The sequence below is a fragment of the Pseudomonas sp. GW456-L12 genome (assembly GCF_059424045.1).
In genome coordinates this window covers 1-16952 of the sequence record NZ_JBWKZA010000017.1, presented here as the reverse complement: position 1 = coordinate 16952, position 16952 = coordinate 1, and the positions used below count along the sequence as shown (strand labels likewise).

The following is a 16952-nucleotide window of genomic DNA, read 5'->3' as shown; positions in this document are numbered from 1 at the left end:
AGACCTTGAAGACCTCGAGGTCACGAACGCCGACACGGGCGTCTCGCTCGTGCTTCCAGAGGAGCACCAGCGTTTCTGGACTCATGCAAGGCAGCTGTCCGGCTGAACGCCCACTAATCGCAAGAAGCCCCCCCGATCTGGCTCCGGGTCGCCGACTCACCCTTTGACGTGAGCCGAAACGGCGCAGATCCACTTGCCTGATAGCGCCCTAGGGTGCCTGCTGAAAAAAGGCATTGTGTTGTCTCGAAAACGCATGTTATGTTTTTAACATCACCTAAATTAATGACAAATTAATAACAATCTGTGCTCAGGGGCTCTGACATGCCTACGGAAAAGAACAGCTTCCTACAGTTGCTGGAGCAAGAGTTCTCCAGCCTGACCCCTACCGGCAAGCGCATCGCCAGCTATCTGTTGGGTAACCCGGAACAGCTTCCGTTCGAGTCGGCCGATAGCATCGCGCAGCGGACCTCCACCACAGGGATTTCCGTGGGGCGCTTTTTTCGCTCCCTTGGCTACCAGAACATTGATGAAGTCAAACAGAGCCTGCGCGGTGAAACGCCCACCTCGTGGCTGATTACCGACCGCATCGGTGCCTTTCGTGCCGAAAGCAATCAGGAAGACGCTCTCGATCGTTCCATGAGTCGCGAAATCGAGGCCATCCGGCACGTGTACGGTCTAGCGCGCAGCAGTGCCTTTGCCGATATCGTGCAGCGCATCTACGAAGCTGATGCCGTATTCATCCTCGGAATCCAGTCCACTCGCGGGATTCTCACAGCGTTTCATAGCCACCTTGAATACATTCGGCCCAAGGTCTACTACGTCGATGGCCTGTCAGGAATCTACGCAGAAACCCTGAACTCCGGCTTCGCCAATCCCTACGCAATCATTTCGGACTTCCGTGCTTATTCCAGCGTGACCCAGACCTTCTGCGACGCGGCGGTAGACAACGACCTGTCACTGGCCCTGATCACAGACCTGCAGTGCCCTTGGGCCAGGGATTACCCGCTTGACCTCTTGCAACTGAAAACCGATGTCGGGCAGTTCTGGGACTCCCTTGCACCCTTGGCCTGCCTGTTAAATCTCATCGTGTCGGCCGTCGCGGAGAAATACGGCGATCGCCTCGATGAGCGCTTGGCCAAGAACCGTCAATTGCAAAAAGCTTTCGGTCAGTTCGAAAGCTGATCCCATCGCCCCACCGAATCCCAACTGGAGTGTTTGCGTGAACAACAGCCCACTTGTAGAGATCGATGCCCAGCGTTATCAGGTGCAAATCGACCTGATCTACGCCGGCGCAGAAAATCTGGCTGGAAAAGTGATCTATCCGAATGCTCGTTGCAGGTTGCACCGTCAGGCTGCGACTTGCCTGGAAAAAGCTAGCCGGCTCGCGCGCCAGGCCGGGTTTGTCCTGCGCATTTACGACGCCTACCGGCCACCCTATGCCCAGTACCTGTTGTGGGAAGCGCTACCAGACAACGACTACGTGCGTGACCCGCACTTGGGCTCCCATCATAGCCGTGGGGTGGCGGTGGATCTGACCTTGGTGGGCGCCGATGGTGAACCACTGGACATGGGCACCGCATTCGACGCGATGGAAGAAAAGTCCCATCAGTTCTACCCCGACTTGCCAGCAGACGTGCAACGCAATCGTCTGCTGCTGCTGGGGATCATGCTGGATGCTGGTTTCCAGGCAATTCCCACCGAGTGGTGGCATTACGAACTACCGAACGCCGACGATTACCCATTGCTGGAGGACGAGTAAGCCACGGGTTTTACAAGCCAATCGAACCGCAACACCGCCCCCCGAAAAAACCACAGAGTTTTCGAAAAGCACACTGCACAGCCCACTTTCAATGCGGCTGATAACAACAAACCAGCATCACTGACGTTTCACCTGCAACTGCCCGGTTATAGCTTTTATAAAAAACCTGACCTACTTCCCTATCGAATGATCAAGGAAACCGGCATGAACCCAATGAACACCGTGACCAGCAAAACCTTTCCCGGCGCCGGCAATCTGCTGCTGAGCGTTTTGTGCAGTGCATTGAGCCTCGGTGCCTGGCAGGCTGCTGCGGCGGCTGTACCCCAAGACACGCTGGTCATCGGCAAACCCGCCGATCCGCAGACCCTCGACCCGGCCGTGACTTTTGATAACAACGACTGGACCATCACCTATCCGTCGTATCAACGCTTGGTCGGCTACAAGGTCGAGGGCGACAAAAGCAGCACTGAAGTGCAGGGCGACCTGGCCGAGAGCTGGACCGTTTCCCCTGACAGCCTGGTCTGGGAGTTCAAAATCAAACCGGGCAATAAATTCGATGACGGTGCCCCGGTAGATGCCACAGCGGTAAAGTTTTCCTTTGATCGCTTGATGACCCTCAAGCAAGGGCCTTCCGGCGCATTTCCGGAGGACATGGTGGTGGCGGTCGTCGATCCGCAGACCATCCGCTTCACCCTGAAAAAACCTTTCGCGCCGTTCCTGTTTACCCTGGCCCACAACGGTGCTTCGATCATCAACCCCGATGTGGTCAACAAGAGTCCGGACGTAAACGCCTGGCTGTCGAGCCACACCGCGGGCTCCGGTCCTTTCCGCCTGAGCAACTGGCAAAAAGGCCAGTCGTTGACCATGGAGCCAAACACCTATTTCGCCGGCCCCAAACCAGCGCTGAAAACCGTGGTCATCAAGATCATCGGTGAGCCCTCCGTGCGCCGCCTGCAGTTGGAGCGCGGTGACCTGGACATCATCGAAGACATGCCCGAAGACCAGCTTGGCGCTCTCGCCAGCAAGCCGGGCGTCGTGGTCAAGGATTTCCCGTCGTTGCGGGTGACCTACCTGTACCTGAACAACAAAAAGGGTCCGCTGACCAGCGTCGATGCCCGTCGTGCGATAACCGAAGCCGTGGATTACAACGGCATAGTCAAAGGCATCCTCAAGGACAAAGCCAAGCTGATGAACGGGCCGATCCCGGACGGCATGTGGGCTTATGACAGCTCGCTGTCGCCGATGAGGCAGGACATGGCAGCCGCCAAGGACAGCCTCGCCAAGGCACCGCAGAAAATCACCCACCTCAGCTACATGTATTCGGACAAGGATCCCAACTGGGAACCGATCGGCCTGACTCTGCAAGCCGCATTGGCGCCACTGGGCATCAACCTCAAGCTGGAAAAACTCGCCAACGCGACATTGCGTGAGCGCGTCGGCCAGGCGGACTACGACATCGCTGCCGGGGCCTGGAGCCCGGACTTCGCGGACCCGTACATGTTCATGAACTTTTGGTTCGACTCCAAGATGCAAGGCCTGCAAGGCAACCGCTCGTTCTACAGCAACCCGGAAGTCGACAAACTGATCCGCGAAGCAGCCGCTACCAGCGATACCGCCAAGCGCGTCGAGCTGTACCAGAGCGCGCAGAAGGTGGTGCTCAAGGACAGCGTTTACGCCTACCTCTATCAGAAGAGCTACACGCTGCCGATGCGTGACTCGGTCAAGGGCTACTTGTTCAACCCCATGCTCGAACAGGTGTTCAACCTGGGCAGTATGAGCAAGTAAACCCGCTTCCTCGCGCCAGCTGTTCGCGGCTGGCGCGGCTTCTGACTCTCGTCGCTCGTGTTACTGAGGTGCCAAATGGCCTTCCTGACTTTGTTGCGCAAGCGTCTGCTCGGCCTGTTGTTGGTCGTGTTCGGTGTTTCGCTGATTACCTTTGCAATTTCGCACTTGATTCCGGGCGATCCTGCCCGACTGATCGCTGGCGACCGTGCCAGCGATGCCTTGGTGGCCGGCATCCGTCATCAGCTGGGATTGGATCTGCCGCTGTATCAACAATACGGTCGTTATCTGATGGACCTGCTGCACGGAGACCTGGGCACCTCGATACGCACCAGTCGTCCCGTTCTGGAAGACTTGCAAGCGTTCTTCCCGGCAACCCTGGAACTGGCGCTGGTAGCGCTGGTACTGGCGGTTCTGGTCGGCATCCCGCTTGGCGTGCTGTCAGCGGTTTATCACAACCGGGTCATTGACCAGATCGCCCGTACCCTTGCGGTCACTGGAATTTCCACGCCGGCCTTTTGGCTCGGTCTTGGTGCAATCGTTCTGTTCTACGGTCACCTTGGCTGGCTACCGGGTGGTGGCCGGTTGTCCGAAGGGCTGGCGCCGCCACCGACAATCACCGGTTTTTATCTGATCGACTCGCTGCTCGCCGGTGATGGCCGACTGTTTCTCGATGCTGTGGAGCACCTGATTCTTCCCGCTGCAACGCTGGGGTTCGTGACCTTGGGTGTCGTCGCACGACAGATTCGTTCAGCCATGCTTGATCAACTGGGTGAGGACTATATCCGCACCGCACGCGCCTATGGCCTGTCCCGATGGACCGTGATCCTGCGCCACGCACTGCCCAACGCCCTGATTCCTTCGGTGACCGTCCTCGGGTTGACCCTGGGTGATTTGCTGTATGGCGCAGTGCTGACCGAAACAGTATTTGCCTGGCCTGGCATGGGCGCCTATGTCGTCAAGTCGATCCAATCGCTGGACTTCCCCGCGGTGATGGGCTTCGCCATTCTGGTTTCGTTCATCTACGTGCTGTTGAACATGGCCATCGATCTTTTGTACCGCGTGATCGATCCACGCATCGGCGAGGTGAACTGAAATGTCTGTAACCCTGACGGCAGCGCGCCGCCCGCGCTGGAGCGAAAAAACCGCCTACCTGGCCTACCAGATCCGCCGAAGCCCGCTGACCATGGCGGGCCTGACGATCACTTCTATCGTGTTGCTGTGCATGATCTTCGCCCCTTGGCTCGCCAGCCACGATCCCAACGCACTGAACCTCGCCGAACGCCTGGCGCCACCGTCCAGCGACCACTGGTTCGGCACCGACGAAGTCGGCCGCGACCTGTTCAGCCGCGTGCTGTTCGGTAGCCAGCAGTCGGTGGGCGTCGGCCTGTTCGTGGCTTTTGCCTCCTGTTTCATTGGCGGGTTGCTGGGATGTTTTTCGGGAGTGGTCGGTGGTCGTTTCGACGCGTTAATCATGCGCCTGATGGACATCATGCTGTCGGTGCCGTCGCTGGTACTGATTATGGCCCTGGCGGCGGCGTTGGGCGCGAGCCTGTTCAACGCCATGCTGGCGATTACCCTCGTGCGAATTCCGTCCTACGTGCGGCTGGCCCGTGGCCAAGCCTTGAGCATCCGGCAGATGGGGTACGTCAAGGCCGCCCAGACCTTCGGGGCTGGACACTGGCACGTGGTGCACTGGCACGTCGCACGCAACGCGATGCCTCCATTGCTGGTGCAACTGAGCCTGGATATCGGCAGTGCGATCCTCATGGCCTCGGCCTTGGGCTTTATCGGCCTGGGGGCACAACAGCCCACGGCCGAGTGGGGCGCGATGGTCGCTACCGGGCGTAACTACATCCTGGATAACTGGTGGTACTCGACCTTTCCGGGCCTGGCGATTCTGATCACAGCCACCGGCTTCAACCTGCTGGGCGATGGCGTGCGCGATCTGCTCGATCCACGGCAACAGGGGAAATGACCATGCACACTTCGAGTCCAGTACTGGCCATCGATAACCTGAGCCTGGAATTCCCGGCTTACAAAAATAACGTCAAGGCCCTGAACGGCGTGTCGTTGCACGTCAATCCCGGCGAAATCGTCGGCGTGGTAGGCGAGTCGGGGTCGGGCAAGTCGGTCACGGCGATGCTCAGTATGCGATTGCTGCCAGAGCGCAGTTATCGGATCACCGCCGGCAGCTTGAGCATGCTCGGTCGCGACATGCTGGCGGCTCCTGAAAAGGAGCTGCTACAGATGCGAGGGCGCGATGCCGCGATGATTTTCCAGGAGCCGATGACGGCCCTGAACCCGACCCGGCGCATCGGTCGGCAAATGCTCGACGTGATCATCCACCACCAAAAGATCAGCGCGGCCCAAGCCCGTCTCAAGGCAATTGCATTGTTGCGTGACATGCACATCGCCAGCCCGGAGCAAGTATTGGAGAGTTACCCTTTCGAGCTGTCCGGAGGCATGCGGCAACGGGTGATGATCGCGCTGGCGTTCTCCTGTGAGCCGCAACTGCTGATCGCCGACGAGCCGACCACCGCCCTCGACGTTACCGTGCAACGCCAGGTGCTGTTGCTGCTGAGGGAAAAAGCCCGGCAACGGGGCACCGCCATTCTGCTCATTACCCATGACATGGCCTTGGTTTCGCAGTTCTGCGACCGGGTGTATGTGATGTATACCGGCGCGGTGGTTGAAGAGGGCGGTACCGTCGAAGTGATGGGCAACCCGCAACATCCCTATACGCAAGGGTTGCTCAGTGGCCTTCCGGAAATGGTCGAGCCGGGCCAGCCGCTGCTGACTATCCCCGGTCAAGTGCCAAACCTGGCGTCTTTGCCTGTGGGCTGCACCTTTCAGGAGCGTTGCCCCTACGTCATGCCGGTTTGTAGCAAACGCCCGAACCTCAACAGCATGAATGGTAATGACCAACGTAAAAGTGCGTGCTGGTTACCGGTTAAGGAGCTTTCGTGATGAACAATGCCGTTATTCATACCACCACCCAAATGGCACCCACGATTCTCCAACTTGACGATGTTCGCGTCCGTTTCCCCATCAGTAATGATTGGCTCGGTCGACCGCGGGGATATGCCCACGCTCTGAACGGCATTGACCTTCAGGTACGGGCGGGAGAAACCCTCGGAATAGTGGGCGAGTCAGGCTGTGGCAAAAGCACATTGGCGCAGCTATTGATGGGCTTGGTGCCGCCCAGCAGCGGCAAGCTGAACTGGGCCAGTCGCAGCGGCGGGGAGGGCAGCAGCAACGTTCAAATTGTTTTCCAGGACCCACAGTCTTCGCTTGATCCACGCTTGCCTGTCTGGAAAATCATCACCGAGCCGTTATACGCCCGAGGTCACGCCTCCCGTGCGCAGATGCGCGATGTGGCGGCCCGGGTCGCGGCCCAAGTCGGTATCCGCCCGGAATACCTGGACCGCTTTCCCCACCAGTTTTCCGGTGGTCAGCGACAGCGGATTGCCATTGCCCGAGCCCTCTCATCAGACCCGGATATTATTGTCCTGGACGAGCCGACATCGGCGCTGGATATTTCGGTTCAGGCACAGATCCTTAACCTTCTGGTGGAGTTACAAAGCGCTCGCAACCTGACTTATATCCTGATTTCCCACAACGTCTCAGTAGTCCGTCATATGGCAAACCGGGTAGCGGTGATGTACCTGGGGCAAATCGTTGAACTTGGCAGCGCAGCCCAGGTTCTCGATCAGCCACGCCATCCCTATACCCGCTTGTTGCTCGAGGCGGTACCACGACTAGGCGTGCCGCTGCATGCCGAACACGTTGCGGCGCCTACCGAATTGCCAGGGAACCGTCGGCTACCGAGTGGCTGCTTCTTCCGCGAACGTTGCGGCCTGTGCACCGCTGGCTGCGAAAAGCCCCAGGCCTTGCTGGAGAATGAGCAGCAGCGCGTGCGATGTCATTTACAGAGCTGATCACTGCCAGCAGACCAGGCCAACGTTTGCCTTTGCTGGCACCGGTGACAAGGAAAGTACGAGTTTTCATTGCAGAGCTCCAAACACCCGGCAACATCCGGGATCGGGGAGGGGGGCCAGCGCCAGGATGTGGCGCGCCATCAACCAGGACGGAGTCGGAAGCATGCCCGGTCTGGATACTCTATTGATGTGTGTTGTGGCGATAAACCACCGCCAGAGGAATTCATCTGGACTTAGAAGGCAATGATCGCTGGGACAGCAAGGTTGAAAATGCAGACTTTCGCATCTTTTGTTGAGGCCCGTTGTCAGCAAGTTACGCGGCAAATCGAGGAGCCTACAACAGGCTCTGGTGCACGCTCACCACGCCAGTCACGCACCAGGCCCGTCAATAATTACCACTGGCCGCTTATGAGACAGCCGACGATTTCCCAACCGCTGTATTCCCACCAGGAATATCGTTCATCGGAGCAACTTCTGGCCAGGCTGGCCATCTGGATTTCGCCAGCTTTTTGATGGGTTCCGAAAGGAGTGTCAATAGAAGCTGTCACCTGATTGACGGTCTGGGGGGGCTTGATGGTGGTCGGATGCACGGAAGCGTTCGCGACAGTTGCGGTGAAAGCGAGCGTCGCGGATACGGCCAGAGAAGTTATGGGCTTTTTCATGTTCGAATCCTTTCAGTTATCTGACATGCGGCTTATACATCGGCCTGACCTGCCTTTATCAATAATCTGAACAGATCGGGCACTCGCGTAGTGTGGCGCCATGAAAGCCTACCATCGCGCTGCCTCCCGCACAGTCGCTCAACGACACTATTGACAAGCTGGTAAATGCTTGGGTTTTCTGTGAGGAGAGCTGCCCAAGAGTTAGCGATTTCTATCGGTGTAGTGCCAATTCGCGTTGAGATTGTGGCTCAGCGCGACGCAGGCAATCGAGGCGCCAGGTTCGGAGCACTCTTGTGAATGACTCCTGCTTTGAAGGATTTGGAGTAGGAACGGCGTTGTGGCTGCATGAAAGACCCGCTTAAAAGGCTAGAAATGGTGTCCACCTAAATTTAAGTGCACATGCACACCATGTCTTGGCTTTGCGGCCTTGGGGAGATGACTTGGCCGGACGCATACGTAGAGATTCCACTGTGCCAGCATTAATCATGTCATTTTCTCTTCTCTGAAGCGTCATTAAAGCGTTGCAAAGTCACTAGATGATCAATTTTGATCCTGAGTGGTTGGTCAGGATTAAGCAGCACGTCATTGCTCTAACAGGGGATGAGTTAAATAAGGACGTTTATAGGGGTGTTGTCTTCACTTATGTCTGCTTGTTCGCTGAAGGAAAGCGCGTATCTGAAATTCAGATGGCGATAAACTTTATGATCTATGAGGAGTTCTTATGAGCACTGCTGCGCAATTGTATTCGCTTTCGAAGCGAGAAGTGAGCCCTATGCCTAACGCGGAGGATATGCAGAAGGAGCTGATTGAACGATTGTTAAAGGCCACAGAGGAACGTTGGGAATCTGATCTGTCTCTTTCGGCTTGTTGCTGCAGCGAAGACCGAAACGTAAATAGTTAACAAAGTCAGGCCGCTGGACACAGTGGCCTAACTTAAAGTCAATGCGACCGACACTGAGGGTGTCATGAAAATGACGAGCATTGTATATACGCTGGAATCCGCGCTTGAATATGAAAACCCTAGCCTTGTCCATTATTTTGCGACCGTCGAATCGCTGTCGGCCATTGAGTCAGCAGAATTGTTCGTCGACCTGAAAAAATGGTTGTGGCTTTGCTCCAGATTAGATGAACATTCCAGTACGGTATATCTCTTCGAAGAGCAGCGTCTGATCGACAGTTATTGGCACTGTTTTTTGCTATTTACCAGTGACTATCTTTTTTTCTGTAAAAAGTATCTCGGTGGTGTTGTTTGCCATTTGCCCGGTGTCAACGTGCAGCGGGCCACAAGGAACAAAACACCTAGAGAGTTAAAGTTGGAGATGAAGGGGAACCTCGGGTTGTTGAGGCAAAGCATGGAGGAGGTCGGCCGGGTTTTGGGCCATGCGACAATACTACGGTGGTACAGGGATATTCCCAATCGGAACAAGGAGTCCAGAGCATGAATATCCGCTTAGATGATGATCAAGACGAAACGGGGTTGTTCAATATTTCAAAGAATGACCGATGGATTTTAAAATCATCACTCCGGAGGATTTTTTGCTACCACTCATCGGGCGGGAGCTATGAAGTCATAGATGATGAGGCGGGCCAAGCGGAGTATCAGATTCTTGTTTGGGTGATGGCAGGGGGCATCAAGTTACACGATGCTGAAGCTGGGTTTAACAATAATGCGCAGGCGTTGAGTGCGTTTCACGAGGCGTTGAAAAAACTCTGTACAAAAAAAATCATTAAAGTAACTCATTCTACCGATGTGTCGATTTTGTCGGAGCGGGATAGGGTCAGATACAAATGGTTGCTGGAGCATTTTTGTTCTTTGGAACAAGCCGATAGCAGCCGGGTGGATATATTTCTGAGGCTGCGCCAGGCGCGTGTCTGTGTTATCGGGATGGGCGGCCTGGGCTCTATGTTGACACAGCTCCTTGCATCATCAGGCGTATTGAACTTTACCTTGATCGATGGTGATTGCGTGGCTGCAGACAATCTGCCCAGGCAAATTCTCTACAAGGACTCTGACCAAGGGAAGCCGAAAGTAGTCGTCATGAAGAGAACGCTGGAAGACTATGAGCCATCGGTAGATGTCACGGTGATCGAGTCTCATATTGACAGTCTTCATTGCGCCTTGGAGCAGCTGAAAGATTTCGATCTTGTGGTGTTGTGTGGGGACCAGCCTCGTTTGCAACTTCATACCTGGGTGGGGGAAGCATCGCTGGTGAATGATGTGCCTTATATAGCGATGGGTGGGAATTGGGTAGGGCCTATCAGCGTTCCCTATAAGTCACCTTGCTATATCTGTCAGGCCAGATTCAACAGGGCTCATATACCTGACTATGAAGGCTTTGTAACTGCCACCCTGGAAACTGAGATTCCACCTCGGGCAGCATTTGGCCCAGGAGCAGTCTTGATGGCGTCCTTGATGTCGACGATCTGTATCGAGTTTTTAGCTCAGGTTGCTCCGGAAAAATATAACTTCGAGCGGTTCAAGTGTGGCGTCTGGAAGGAGAGCATTATTCACAAGCTCGTCAGGTATACAGACTGCCGACGTTGCTCTTGAAGGAAAGCATATGCCACAGAAAAGGATACTCGTAATAGGTAAGGCACCTCCTGTGCAAGGTGGCGTCAGTATCAATACTTACGAAGTCGCGTTGGAGTTGGTAACAGCCGGTTATCAAGTGGACTTACTCTCCAATAGGCAAGAGGTGGCAGCTGGATACCGGCAAGTGGGGGTAAACGACCAAGGTCGCGCCGGCTTGAATTTTATCGATATTGAGCCTCTCACGGGTTTTTTTCATGTTCCATACTCTCCTTTGTTTTTCGAGCGATTAGCAGGTAAGTCCCTGGTGCTGTTGCAGGATCGGGACTATTCGCTGATCGTAGGATGGTATTTGTTTCCTTATGGGGCTGTGGCATCTTATATCTCTACAGTAAGTGGCATACCTTATGTTTTATTGCATGCTGGATCCGATATAAATCGCCTGGCTAATCATTCGAGCCTGAAACATATGGTAGCCCGAGATCTGCAAAACGCCAGCGCGATTATTGCGCCAAACAATAGCGCAGTTACTGAAAGATTGATGAGTTTTGGGACGAACCACGAAAATATAAAGCACTATGGGGGAGGGGCTCAATTTTTAAAACATCATGCAGTGCCCGGAAGGACGTTAGATCAGCTCGTCATTTCACTGCGTAGCTTGGTGAGCGAGGAGGCACCGTGGTTTAATTGGGATTTAATCAATTCACCAGCTGCACTGGATTTGTCTATCGACAAGCAAGTAGTTTGTTTGTATGGGAAAGCTTCGCAGTCTAAAAGAATTAAAGAGGTCATTGAAGAGGTTGACAAGGTTTCATCTGAAGTTAATTTTTCCGTGATCATGATATTAGCTGGGGAGCTTGAGGAGCTTAAGGGGATCTATACCTTAACTCGAACACTGCGGAGTGCGGCGACGCGTATTTTTTTTCTTCCCCCACTGTCAGTCGCACTTTTACATGAAGTCCTGGATGTATGTGATGTAGGTATTTGCATTGAAGAATCTTTTCAAGTAGACAGTCACTTGTCCCGTCGACCGCGAGAAATGATGTGCTTCTCCGTCATCCCTATTGTCTCGAAGGACTTTTTAAGCCTTCCCTACTATAGGGATACCTTGATAAATAACGAAAATTGTCTAGTCATAGATTCCGTCTCCTGCTTGAGTAATACCCTGTATTTACTACTAACAGATCATCAGTTGCTTTCTCATTTGAGGCGCGGCGTTGTTTTAACGTCCCAGTATGTGGAAAGTAAAATGGCGGAATGTAATCCGATTGCTGTGGCTATTGGCCAATGTGCAGAGAGCGTGGGTAATGAGTGAGATGTTCGATGTTGTGGTTGTGGGGGGGGGCTTCGCGGGCTGTTCTGCCGCGCTATCTCTGAGCAGAAGCGCGATGGCCGTCAAGGTGGTGGACGCTGGATACCAAAGAAATAGACTTTCGAACGGCGTGTATTCCTATCTGGGGATAGATGGGAAAAGTGCACATGCGGCTGCTTGTGATTTTGAACGGGAGTTGGACTCATACCATGTACCGATCTTGAGAAACTCCATCAGTAGTGTCGTCCTTCAAGAAGATTTATTTTCTCTAGTAACTGCTGAAGGGATGCAAATAAAGAGCCGTTACTTGATTCTGGCTACCGGTGTTCGAGATGTGTTGCCTGCATTACCAGGCCTTGAGGAGTTATGGGGGCGCTCCGTATTTAACTGTTTATATTGTGGTGCCTATGAGTATCAAGGGCGCATACTCGCCGTTTATGGAAGCGGGCAGGCGGGTTATGAAGACGCCATCAAAGCTACGTCTTGGTCAAAGAACGTCATTCTCTATCAATCAGCGGAAAGTGTGCTCACTGTTCAACAACTGGCGCATTTGGAACTGGCCGGTGTCGTTATCGAAACCTCGAGTGTCTCCCAGTTGATTGCGGCGCCACAAGGAGGGGTTACGGTTTTTTTGGTGGCGGGTGAGGCGCGCCATGTCGATGTGATGTTTCTAAGGTCTGGGATTATTCCCCGCTTGAGCTTGGCGAGCGACTTGGGCTGCGAGTTGGACCCGGCTGGCTATATTCAACTGGATCGGTTTGGCCGAACTTCATGCCCAGGCTTATATGTTTGTGGTGACGCTACGGGTCAGTTGTTTCAGGCTATTGGTGCTGCTGCAGATGGTAATAAAGTTGCTCGTCAACTTCACTATGACAGTCTGTTTTCGATCAGATGAGCTGAGGTGCCAGGGTGAGTATCGTCGAAAACTCAATAGTTCGTGAGTTCACTCATGTGTTTGGTATTCTTAAAAGGCTTCTTATACCTACTGTGAAGTCTGGTTTTTTTTGCCTGCTGATGTTGGTAGCCATAGGGGCTCTCTTAGGAGTGTGCGGACCTTTGTTGCTCAAGTTTTCAGTTGATCACTTGAGTGATACGACAAGTGATGGCAGCCACCAGGCGGCCGCAGTGCTAGTAAGTGCCTACATTGGCGTACTTTGGATTGAGAAAATCCTCAAAGAGTACAAGGCCGCACTCTATGTTCGAGTGGAGCAGGGCATTCAGCGAGCACTCATTAATAACGTACTGAGGGCTATTATGAGATCGAAGTTGGATACTTACTCTTCGGTCAAGGCGGGACCGGTTCACGAAGAGTTATCCAATGGGTTGATCGGCTTTCGAATGATGCTTAGCAACTATACTATGATTCTTATACCCGTGGCATTTCAGTTTTTGGTGATGCTCAGCGTATTTCTTCTGATTTATGGATTCGCTTATTTTTTAATTATGCTTTTAGCGTTTACGGTATACGCCATATTATTTTTTCGATCGACAAAGAAATTGCAGGCTCTGCAGGGAGATGCATTGAAATACCGTACCAGTGCTGGATCCAAAATGACTGATGCATTGTTAAATATAGAAACAGTCAAAGCCTTCAGTATAGAAAATGATGTCATCAAAGGTGTTGATGAGCAAATGGCGGGTGCGGAAAAGTTATGGGCGGTGTTTTCAAGGGAACGTCTGTTTTATAATGCGATTCAGGTTTCTGTGATTGTAGTAGCACTATCGGTCGTGCTGGGCATTGCCTTTACCCAAGTGAAGACCGGCGATGTGACAGCGGGAGATTTGGTTTTATTGATCTTTTATTTGGCTTCGATTGTTCAACCCATGGAAAGCTTGAATCTTGCATATAAAGAGATAAAACAAGGTGAGGTGCTTTTTTCAAGAGTATTGAAGTACCTGAAGCCTCTAGGGGAACCGCAGCCTTTGCCGGATATAGAGCTCCGGGATTTATCTCCACCCTCTCTGGAGTTCTGCAATGTATCCTTTACACACTCAAACCATCAACCAGTTCTGAGTGATGTCAGCTTTACAATTCGGGGGGGATCACTCACTGCAATCGTGGGGGCGAGCGGCTCTGGAAAAACAACTATCTCACGACTATTGATGCGTTTTTATGAACCTTCCTGCGGTAAAGTTCTGATGAACGGTTTGAATATTTCGGATTTTTCAGCTGAGTCTTTGAGGAGGGTGATCACTTGGGTACCTCAAAATACTATCTTGTTTGATGAAAGTGTTTTTTTCAATGTGTCGGTGGGTAATATTGACAGACCCGCGTCAGAGGTTCGTTCAGCAATGGAGGCGGCTTATGTCTCCGCGCTCCTGATGAGACCTCCTCAAGGCGATGAGTCGAATGTCGGAGGACGAGGTCACCAATTGTCTGGTGGAGAGAGGCAGCGAATTGCAATCGCCAGGGCCTACCTTAGAAGCTCCAGAATTATGGTCTTTGATGAGGCGACATCTGCACTGGATACGGTGAATGAGAGGCTTTTTTTCTCACGCTTGAAGATCGATTTCGCCGCTCTTACAAGAGTCGTAATTACGCATAAGCTGGAGGCCGTCGTGGATGCAGAGCAGATAATTGTCATGTCTGGTGGGCAAGTGGTCGAAGTTGGTACTCACATTGAGTTACTCGCCCAGGCGGGAGAATACGCGCGACTGTGGAGCAGTCGATTAGGTCTGAAAGAGGAGCTTATAGCATGAGTTTTATTGTTCGAGCGATGGCTGACAGCGATTGGCCCGCTTTGGCTGAGATATTCGAGCAACCGTTGTTTCGTTATTGGACACTTCGGATGCCATATCAATCAGCAAATGATGTCAAGAGGGTTGTTGAGAACCGAGCCTCTTCCGGGTTGTCCTTGGTCGCTGAACAGGATGGTGTGGTCGTAGGGTGCGCGATGCTCTATCGCTTCCAAGGGCGTAGGCAGCATGTGGCTGATTTCTGGATGGGGGTCGCCGACAGCCATCATCGTCAGAGTATTGGGGGCGCAATATTAAAAGAGCTAACTACGACTGCTTCAAAGTGGATGAACATAACGCGACTGGAGCTGACCGTTTTCATCGATAACGAACCTGCTATAGAACTCTATAAAAAATATGGTTTTACGCAGGAAGGCATACACAAAAAATTCGCCTATCGAGATGGAGAGTATGTGGACGCATTGAGTATGGCGGTGCTGCTTTAGTGTTCCTGATTGAGGTTTTTTGATGAACTGTTTATCTTTCGAAGATTTTCTGGATCGAACCATGGCTGGTATTGGGCCCCAGGCGGTTCGGGGTATATTGCGGCTTGAAACCATTAAGGATGTGCTCTCTTTTGTCACTGATGACGAGCGCTTCGTGTCAGTTCTTTTAGGTGGATCATACGCCAATCATCGTGCGCGCAATTATTCTGATGTCGATGTATATGCTTTTGTCGTCAATGAGCATATTCGTTGGCGACGCCAGTTCGAAGTGATCCAAGGGGTACCTGTCGAGCTGAATGTACTATCGATTTCCTTTCTTGATCAGATCATGAAAAATGCCCAGACAACTCGATATGCAGCTATTTTAAGGGCTCTCTCTGAGACCATGATTTTGAAGGGGGAGGAGCTGTCGCTTTCTATCAGGCATCGCGTCAATAGTATTCTCGAAGATCATATTGGTGGTGCCCCGGGTGTGGAGCGGCTGAGTCGAAAATTGAGGTTTTCGTTGACTACAAAACTAATCGACTTTCACCAGGAACCGGAGTCACTAAAGGCCCATATCATCTTGTGCTCAATGGTAGGCGATGTGTCTTCGCTCCTCAACTTGGTTGCTCAGGGGTGGGTCAGTAATAGTAAACATATGGTTGTTGGCATCAACCAGGATCAACGATGCGTCAGTCTGTTGAATCAACTCTTCGAATGCTACACCTCCTATATTTGTGCGGGTGATAAGGCTGCAATTACAGACACTCTTGTGCTGATTTTGACCGCTTGTGGAGGTGGAGTCTGGAGTGGGTTTGAGGAGTCATTCTAGGGCTCTCTAGAGAGTGATAAGAGTGTGGAGCTTTTGGGCCAGATTCAACTGTGATGGCCACTCAATTTTGACTGATCTTGGAGAGCCTACAACAGGCTATGGTGCGCGCTCACCACGCAAGTCACGCACCAGGCCCGTCAATAATTACCGCTGGCCGCTTATGAGACAGCCGACGATTTCCCAACCGCTGTATTCCCATCAGGAATATCGTTCATCAGAGCAACTTCTGGCCAGGCTGGCCATCTGGATTTCGCCAGCTTTTTGCTGGGTTCCGAAAGGAGTGTCAATAGAAGCTGTCACCTGATTGACGGTCTGGGGAGCCTTGATGGTGGTCGGATGCACGGAAGCGTTCGCGACAGTTGCGGTGAAAGCGAGCGTCGCGGATACGGCCAGAGCAGTTATGGACTTTTAACTGATTCGAATCCTTTCAGTTATCTGACATGCGGCTTATACATCGGCCTGACCTGCCTTTATCAATAATCTGAACAGATCGGGCACTCGCGTAGTGTGGCGCCATGAAAGCCTACCATCGCGCTGCTTCCCGCACAGTCGCTCAACGACACTATTGACAAGCTGGTAAAGCCTGGATTTTTCTGGGGGGAGAGCTGCCCAAGAGTTAGCGATTTCTATCGGTGTGGCGCCAATTGCTGTCGTCATGGTTTGAGGCGGAGGGATGCCAACGGCGTTGTTTCTGGGGACGGCATTCAAGTGTGCAGCGGTAACCGACGCCACACCGTGCATGATTACGAGAATGGAGGCTTTGCCAGGCTGAAAATTTGGCCAACCCTAGCCCCAGCTCTGTATATGATGATTCGTATAATGTATATTATGTTAAATTATGTGTTATGTCAGATATGTTCATGTGTCCAATCCCACATACCTCCGGTCAAATCCCCGCAAACCCCCGTTTCCCAGAAAATCAGAAGCTTGGGTTCCATTCATAATCCTATCTCTGCGCATGGCCCTTCAC

The 16952-nt window shown here is 52.8% G+C and carries 15 protein-coding genes; 14 read left to right on the top strand and 1 reads right to left on the bottom strand.

Going from position 1 to position 16952, the window contains the following annotated elements:
- Positions 1-321: 321 nt before the first annotated feature.
- The 7 genes from AC07Y9_RS20355 to AC07Y9_RS20325 all read left to right on the top strand — a co-directional run bounded on the left by AC07Y9_RS20355 (position 322) and on the right by AC07Y9_RS20325 (position 7482).
- Complete coding sequence (locus AC07Y9_RS20355) at positions 322-1182, top strand: MurR/RpiR family transcriptional regulator (RefSeq protein WP_102680278.1); 861 nt, start codon at positions 322-324, stop codon at positions 1180-1182.
- A 37-nt stretch (positions 1183-1219) separates the two neighbouring features.
- Complete coding sequence (gene ddpX, locus AC07Y9_RS20350; RefSeq protein ID WP_102680277.1) at positions 1220-1759, top strand: D-alanyl-D-alanine dipeptidase; 540 nt, start codon at positions 1220-1222, stop codon at positions 1757-1759.
- Positions 1760-1963: 204 nt separating this feature from the next.
- Positions 1964-3544, top strand: coding sequence for an ABC transporter substrate-binding protein (locus AC07Y9_RS20345; protein WP_102680276.1), 1581 nt, complete (start codon positions 1964-1966; stop codon positions 3542-3544).
- A gap of 75 nt (positions 3545-3619) precedes the next feature.
- Positions 3620-4636 (top strand): ABC transporter permease, encoded by a 1017-nt coding sequence (locus AC07Y9_RS20340; protein ID WP_097139546.1) that lies wholly within the window; start codon positions 3620-3622, stop codon positions 4634-4636.
- Between the two features lies 1 nt (position 4637).
- Entirely contained in the window at positions 4638-5519 is an 882-nt protein-coding gene (gene ddpC, locus AC07Y9_RS20335) for a D,D-dipeptide ABC transporter permease (RefSeq protein ID WP_102680275.1), read from the top strand.
- A gap of 2 nt (positions 5520-5521) precedes the next feature.
- Positions 5522-6511 (top strand): ABC transporter ATP-binding protein, encoded by a 990-nt coding sequence (locus tag AC07Y9_RS20330; protein WP_097139543.1) that lies wholly within the window; start codon positions 5522-5524, stop codon positions 6509-6511.
- Positions 6511-7482 (top strand): oligopeptide/dipeptide ABC transporter ATP-binding protein, encoded by a 972-nt coding sequence (locus AC07Y9_RS20325; RefSeq protein WP_102680274.1) that lies wholly within the window; start codon positions 6511-6513, stop codon positions 7480-7482. Before AC07Y9_RS20330 ends, AC07Y9_RS20325 begins: the two co-directional genes overlap by 1 nt.
- A gap of 392 nt (positions 7483-7874) precedes the next feature.
- On the opposite strand, the gene AC07Y9_RS20320 is transcribed toward AC07Y9_RS20325, so the two are convergent.
- A complete protein-coding gene (locus AC07Y9_RS20320) occupies positions 7875-8144 on the bottom strand; it encodes a hypothetical protein (RefSeq protein WP_102680273.1) in 270 nt (89 codons plus the stop codon).
- 965 nt (positions 8145-9109) lie between these two features.
- Between AC07Y9_RS20320 and AC07Y9_RS20315 the strand changes: the two genes are divergently transcribed.
- From AC07Y9_RS20315 to AC07Y9_RS20285, 7 genes are read left to right on the top strand one after another with little or no spacing between them, the layout of a single operon-like run.
- Positions 9110-9586 carry a UCP032817 domain-containing protein gene (locus AC07Y9_RS20315; RefSeq protein WP_102680271.1) on the top strand — a complete coding sequence of 159 codons (477 nt, stop codon included), beginning with the start codon at positions 9110-9112 and terminating at the stop codon, positions 9584-9586.
- A complete protein-coding gene (locus AC07Y9_RS20310; protein ID WP_102680270.1) occupies positions 9583-10695 on the top strand; it encodes a HesA/MoeB/ThiF family protein in 1113 nt (370 codons plus the stop codon). The genes AC07Y9_RS20315 and AC07Y9_RS20310 overlap by 4 nt, the downstream gene beginning before the upstream one ends.
- Positions 10696-10705: 10 nt before the next feature.
- On the top strand, positions 10706-11989 hold the full coding sequence (locus AC07Y9_RS20305) for a glycosyltransferase family protein (RefSeq protein ID WP_102680269.1): 1284 nt from the start codon (positions 10706-10708) through the stop codon (positions 11987-11989).
- Positions 11982-12881 (top strand): NAD(P)/FAD-dependent oxidoreductase, encoded by a 900-nt coding sequence (locus AC07Y9_RS20300; RefSeq protein ID WP_158245991.1) that lies wholly within the window; start codon positions 11982-11984, stop codon positions 12879-12881. The genes AC07Y9_RS20305 and AC07Y9_RS20300 overlap by 8 nt, the downstream gene beginning before the upstream one ends.
- A gap of 14 nt (positions 12882-12895) precedes the next feature.
- Positions 12896-14686, top strand: coding sequence for an ATP-binding cassette domain-containing protein (locus AC07Y9_RS20295; protein WP_102690481.1), 1791 nt, complete (start codon positions 12896-12898; stop codon positions 14684-14686).
- Positions 14683-15168, top strand: a complete 486-nt coding sequence (locus AC07Y9_RS20290; protein WP_102680266.1) for a GNAT family N-acetyltransferase — start codon at positions 14683-14685, stop codon at positions 15166-15168. Before AC07Y9_RS20295 ends, AC07Y9_RS20290 begins: the two co-directional genes overlap by 4 nt.
- A gap of 22 nt (positions 15169-15190) precedes the next feature.
- Entirely contained in the window at positions 15191-15982 is a 792-nt protein-coding gene (locus AC07Y9_RS20285) for a nucleotidyltransferase domain-containing protein (RefSeq protein ID WP_146021778.1), read from the top strand.
- Positions 15983-16952 lie beyond the last annotated feature (970 nt).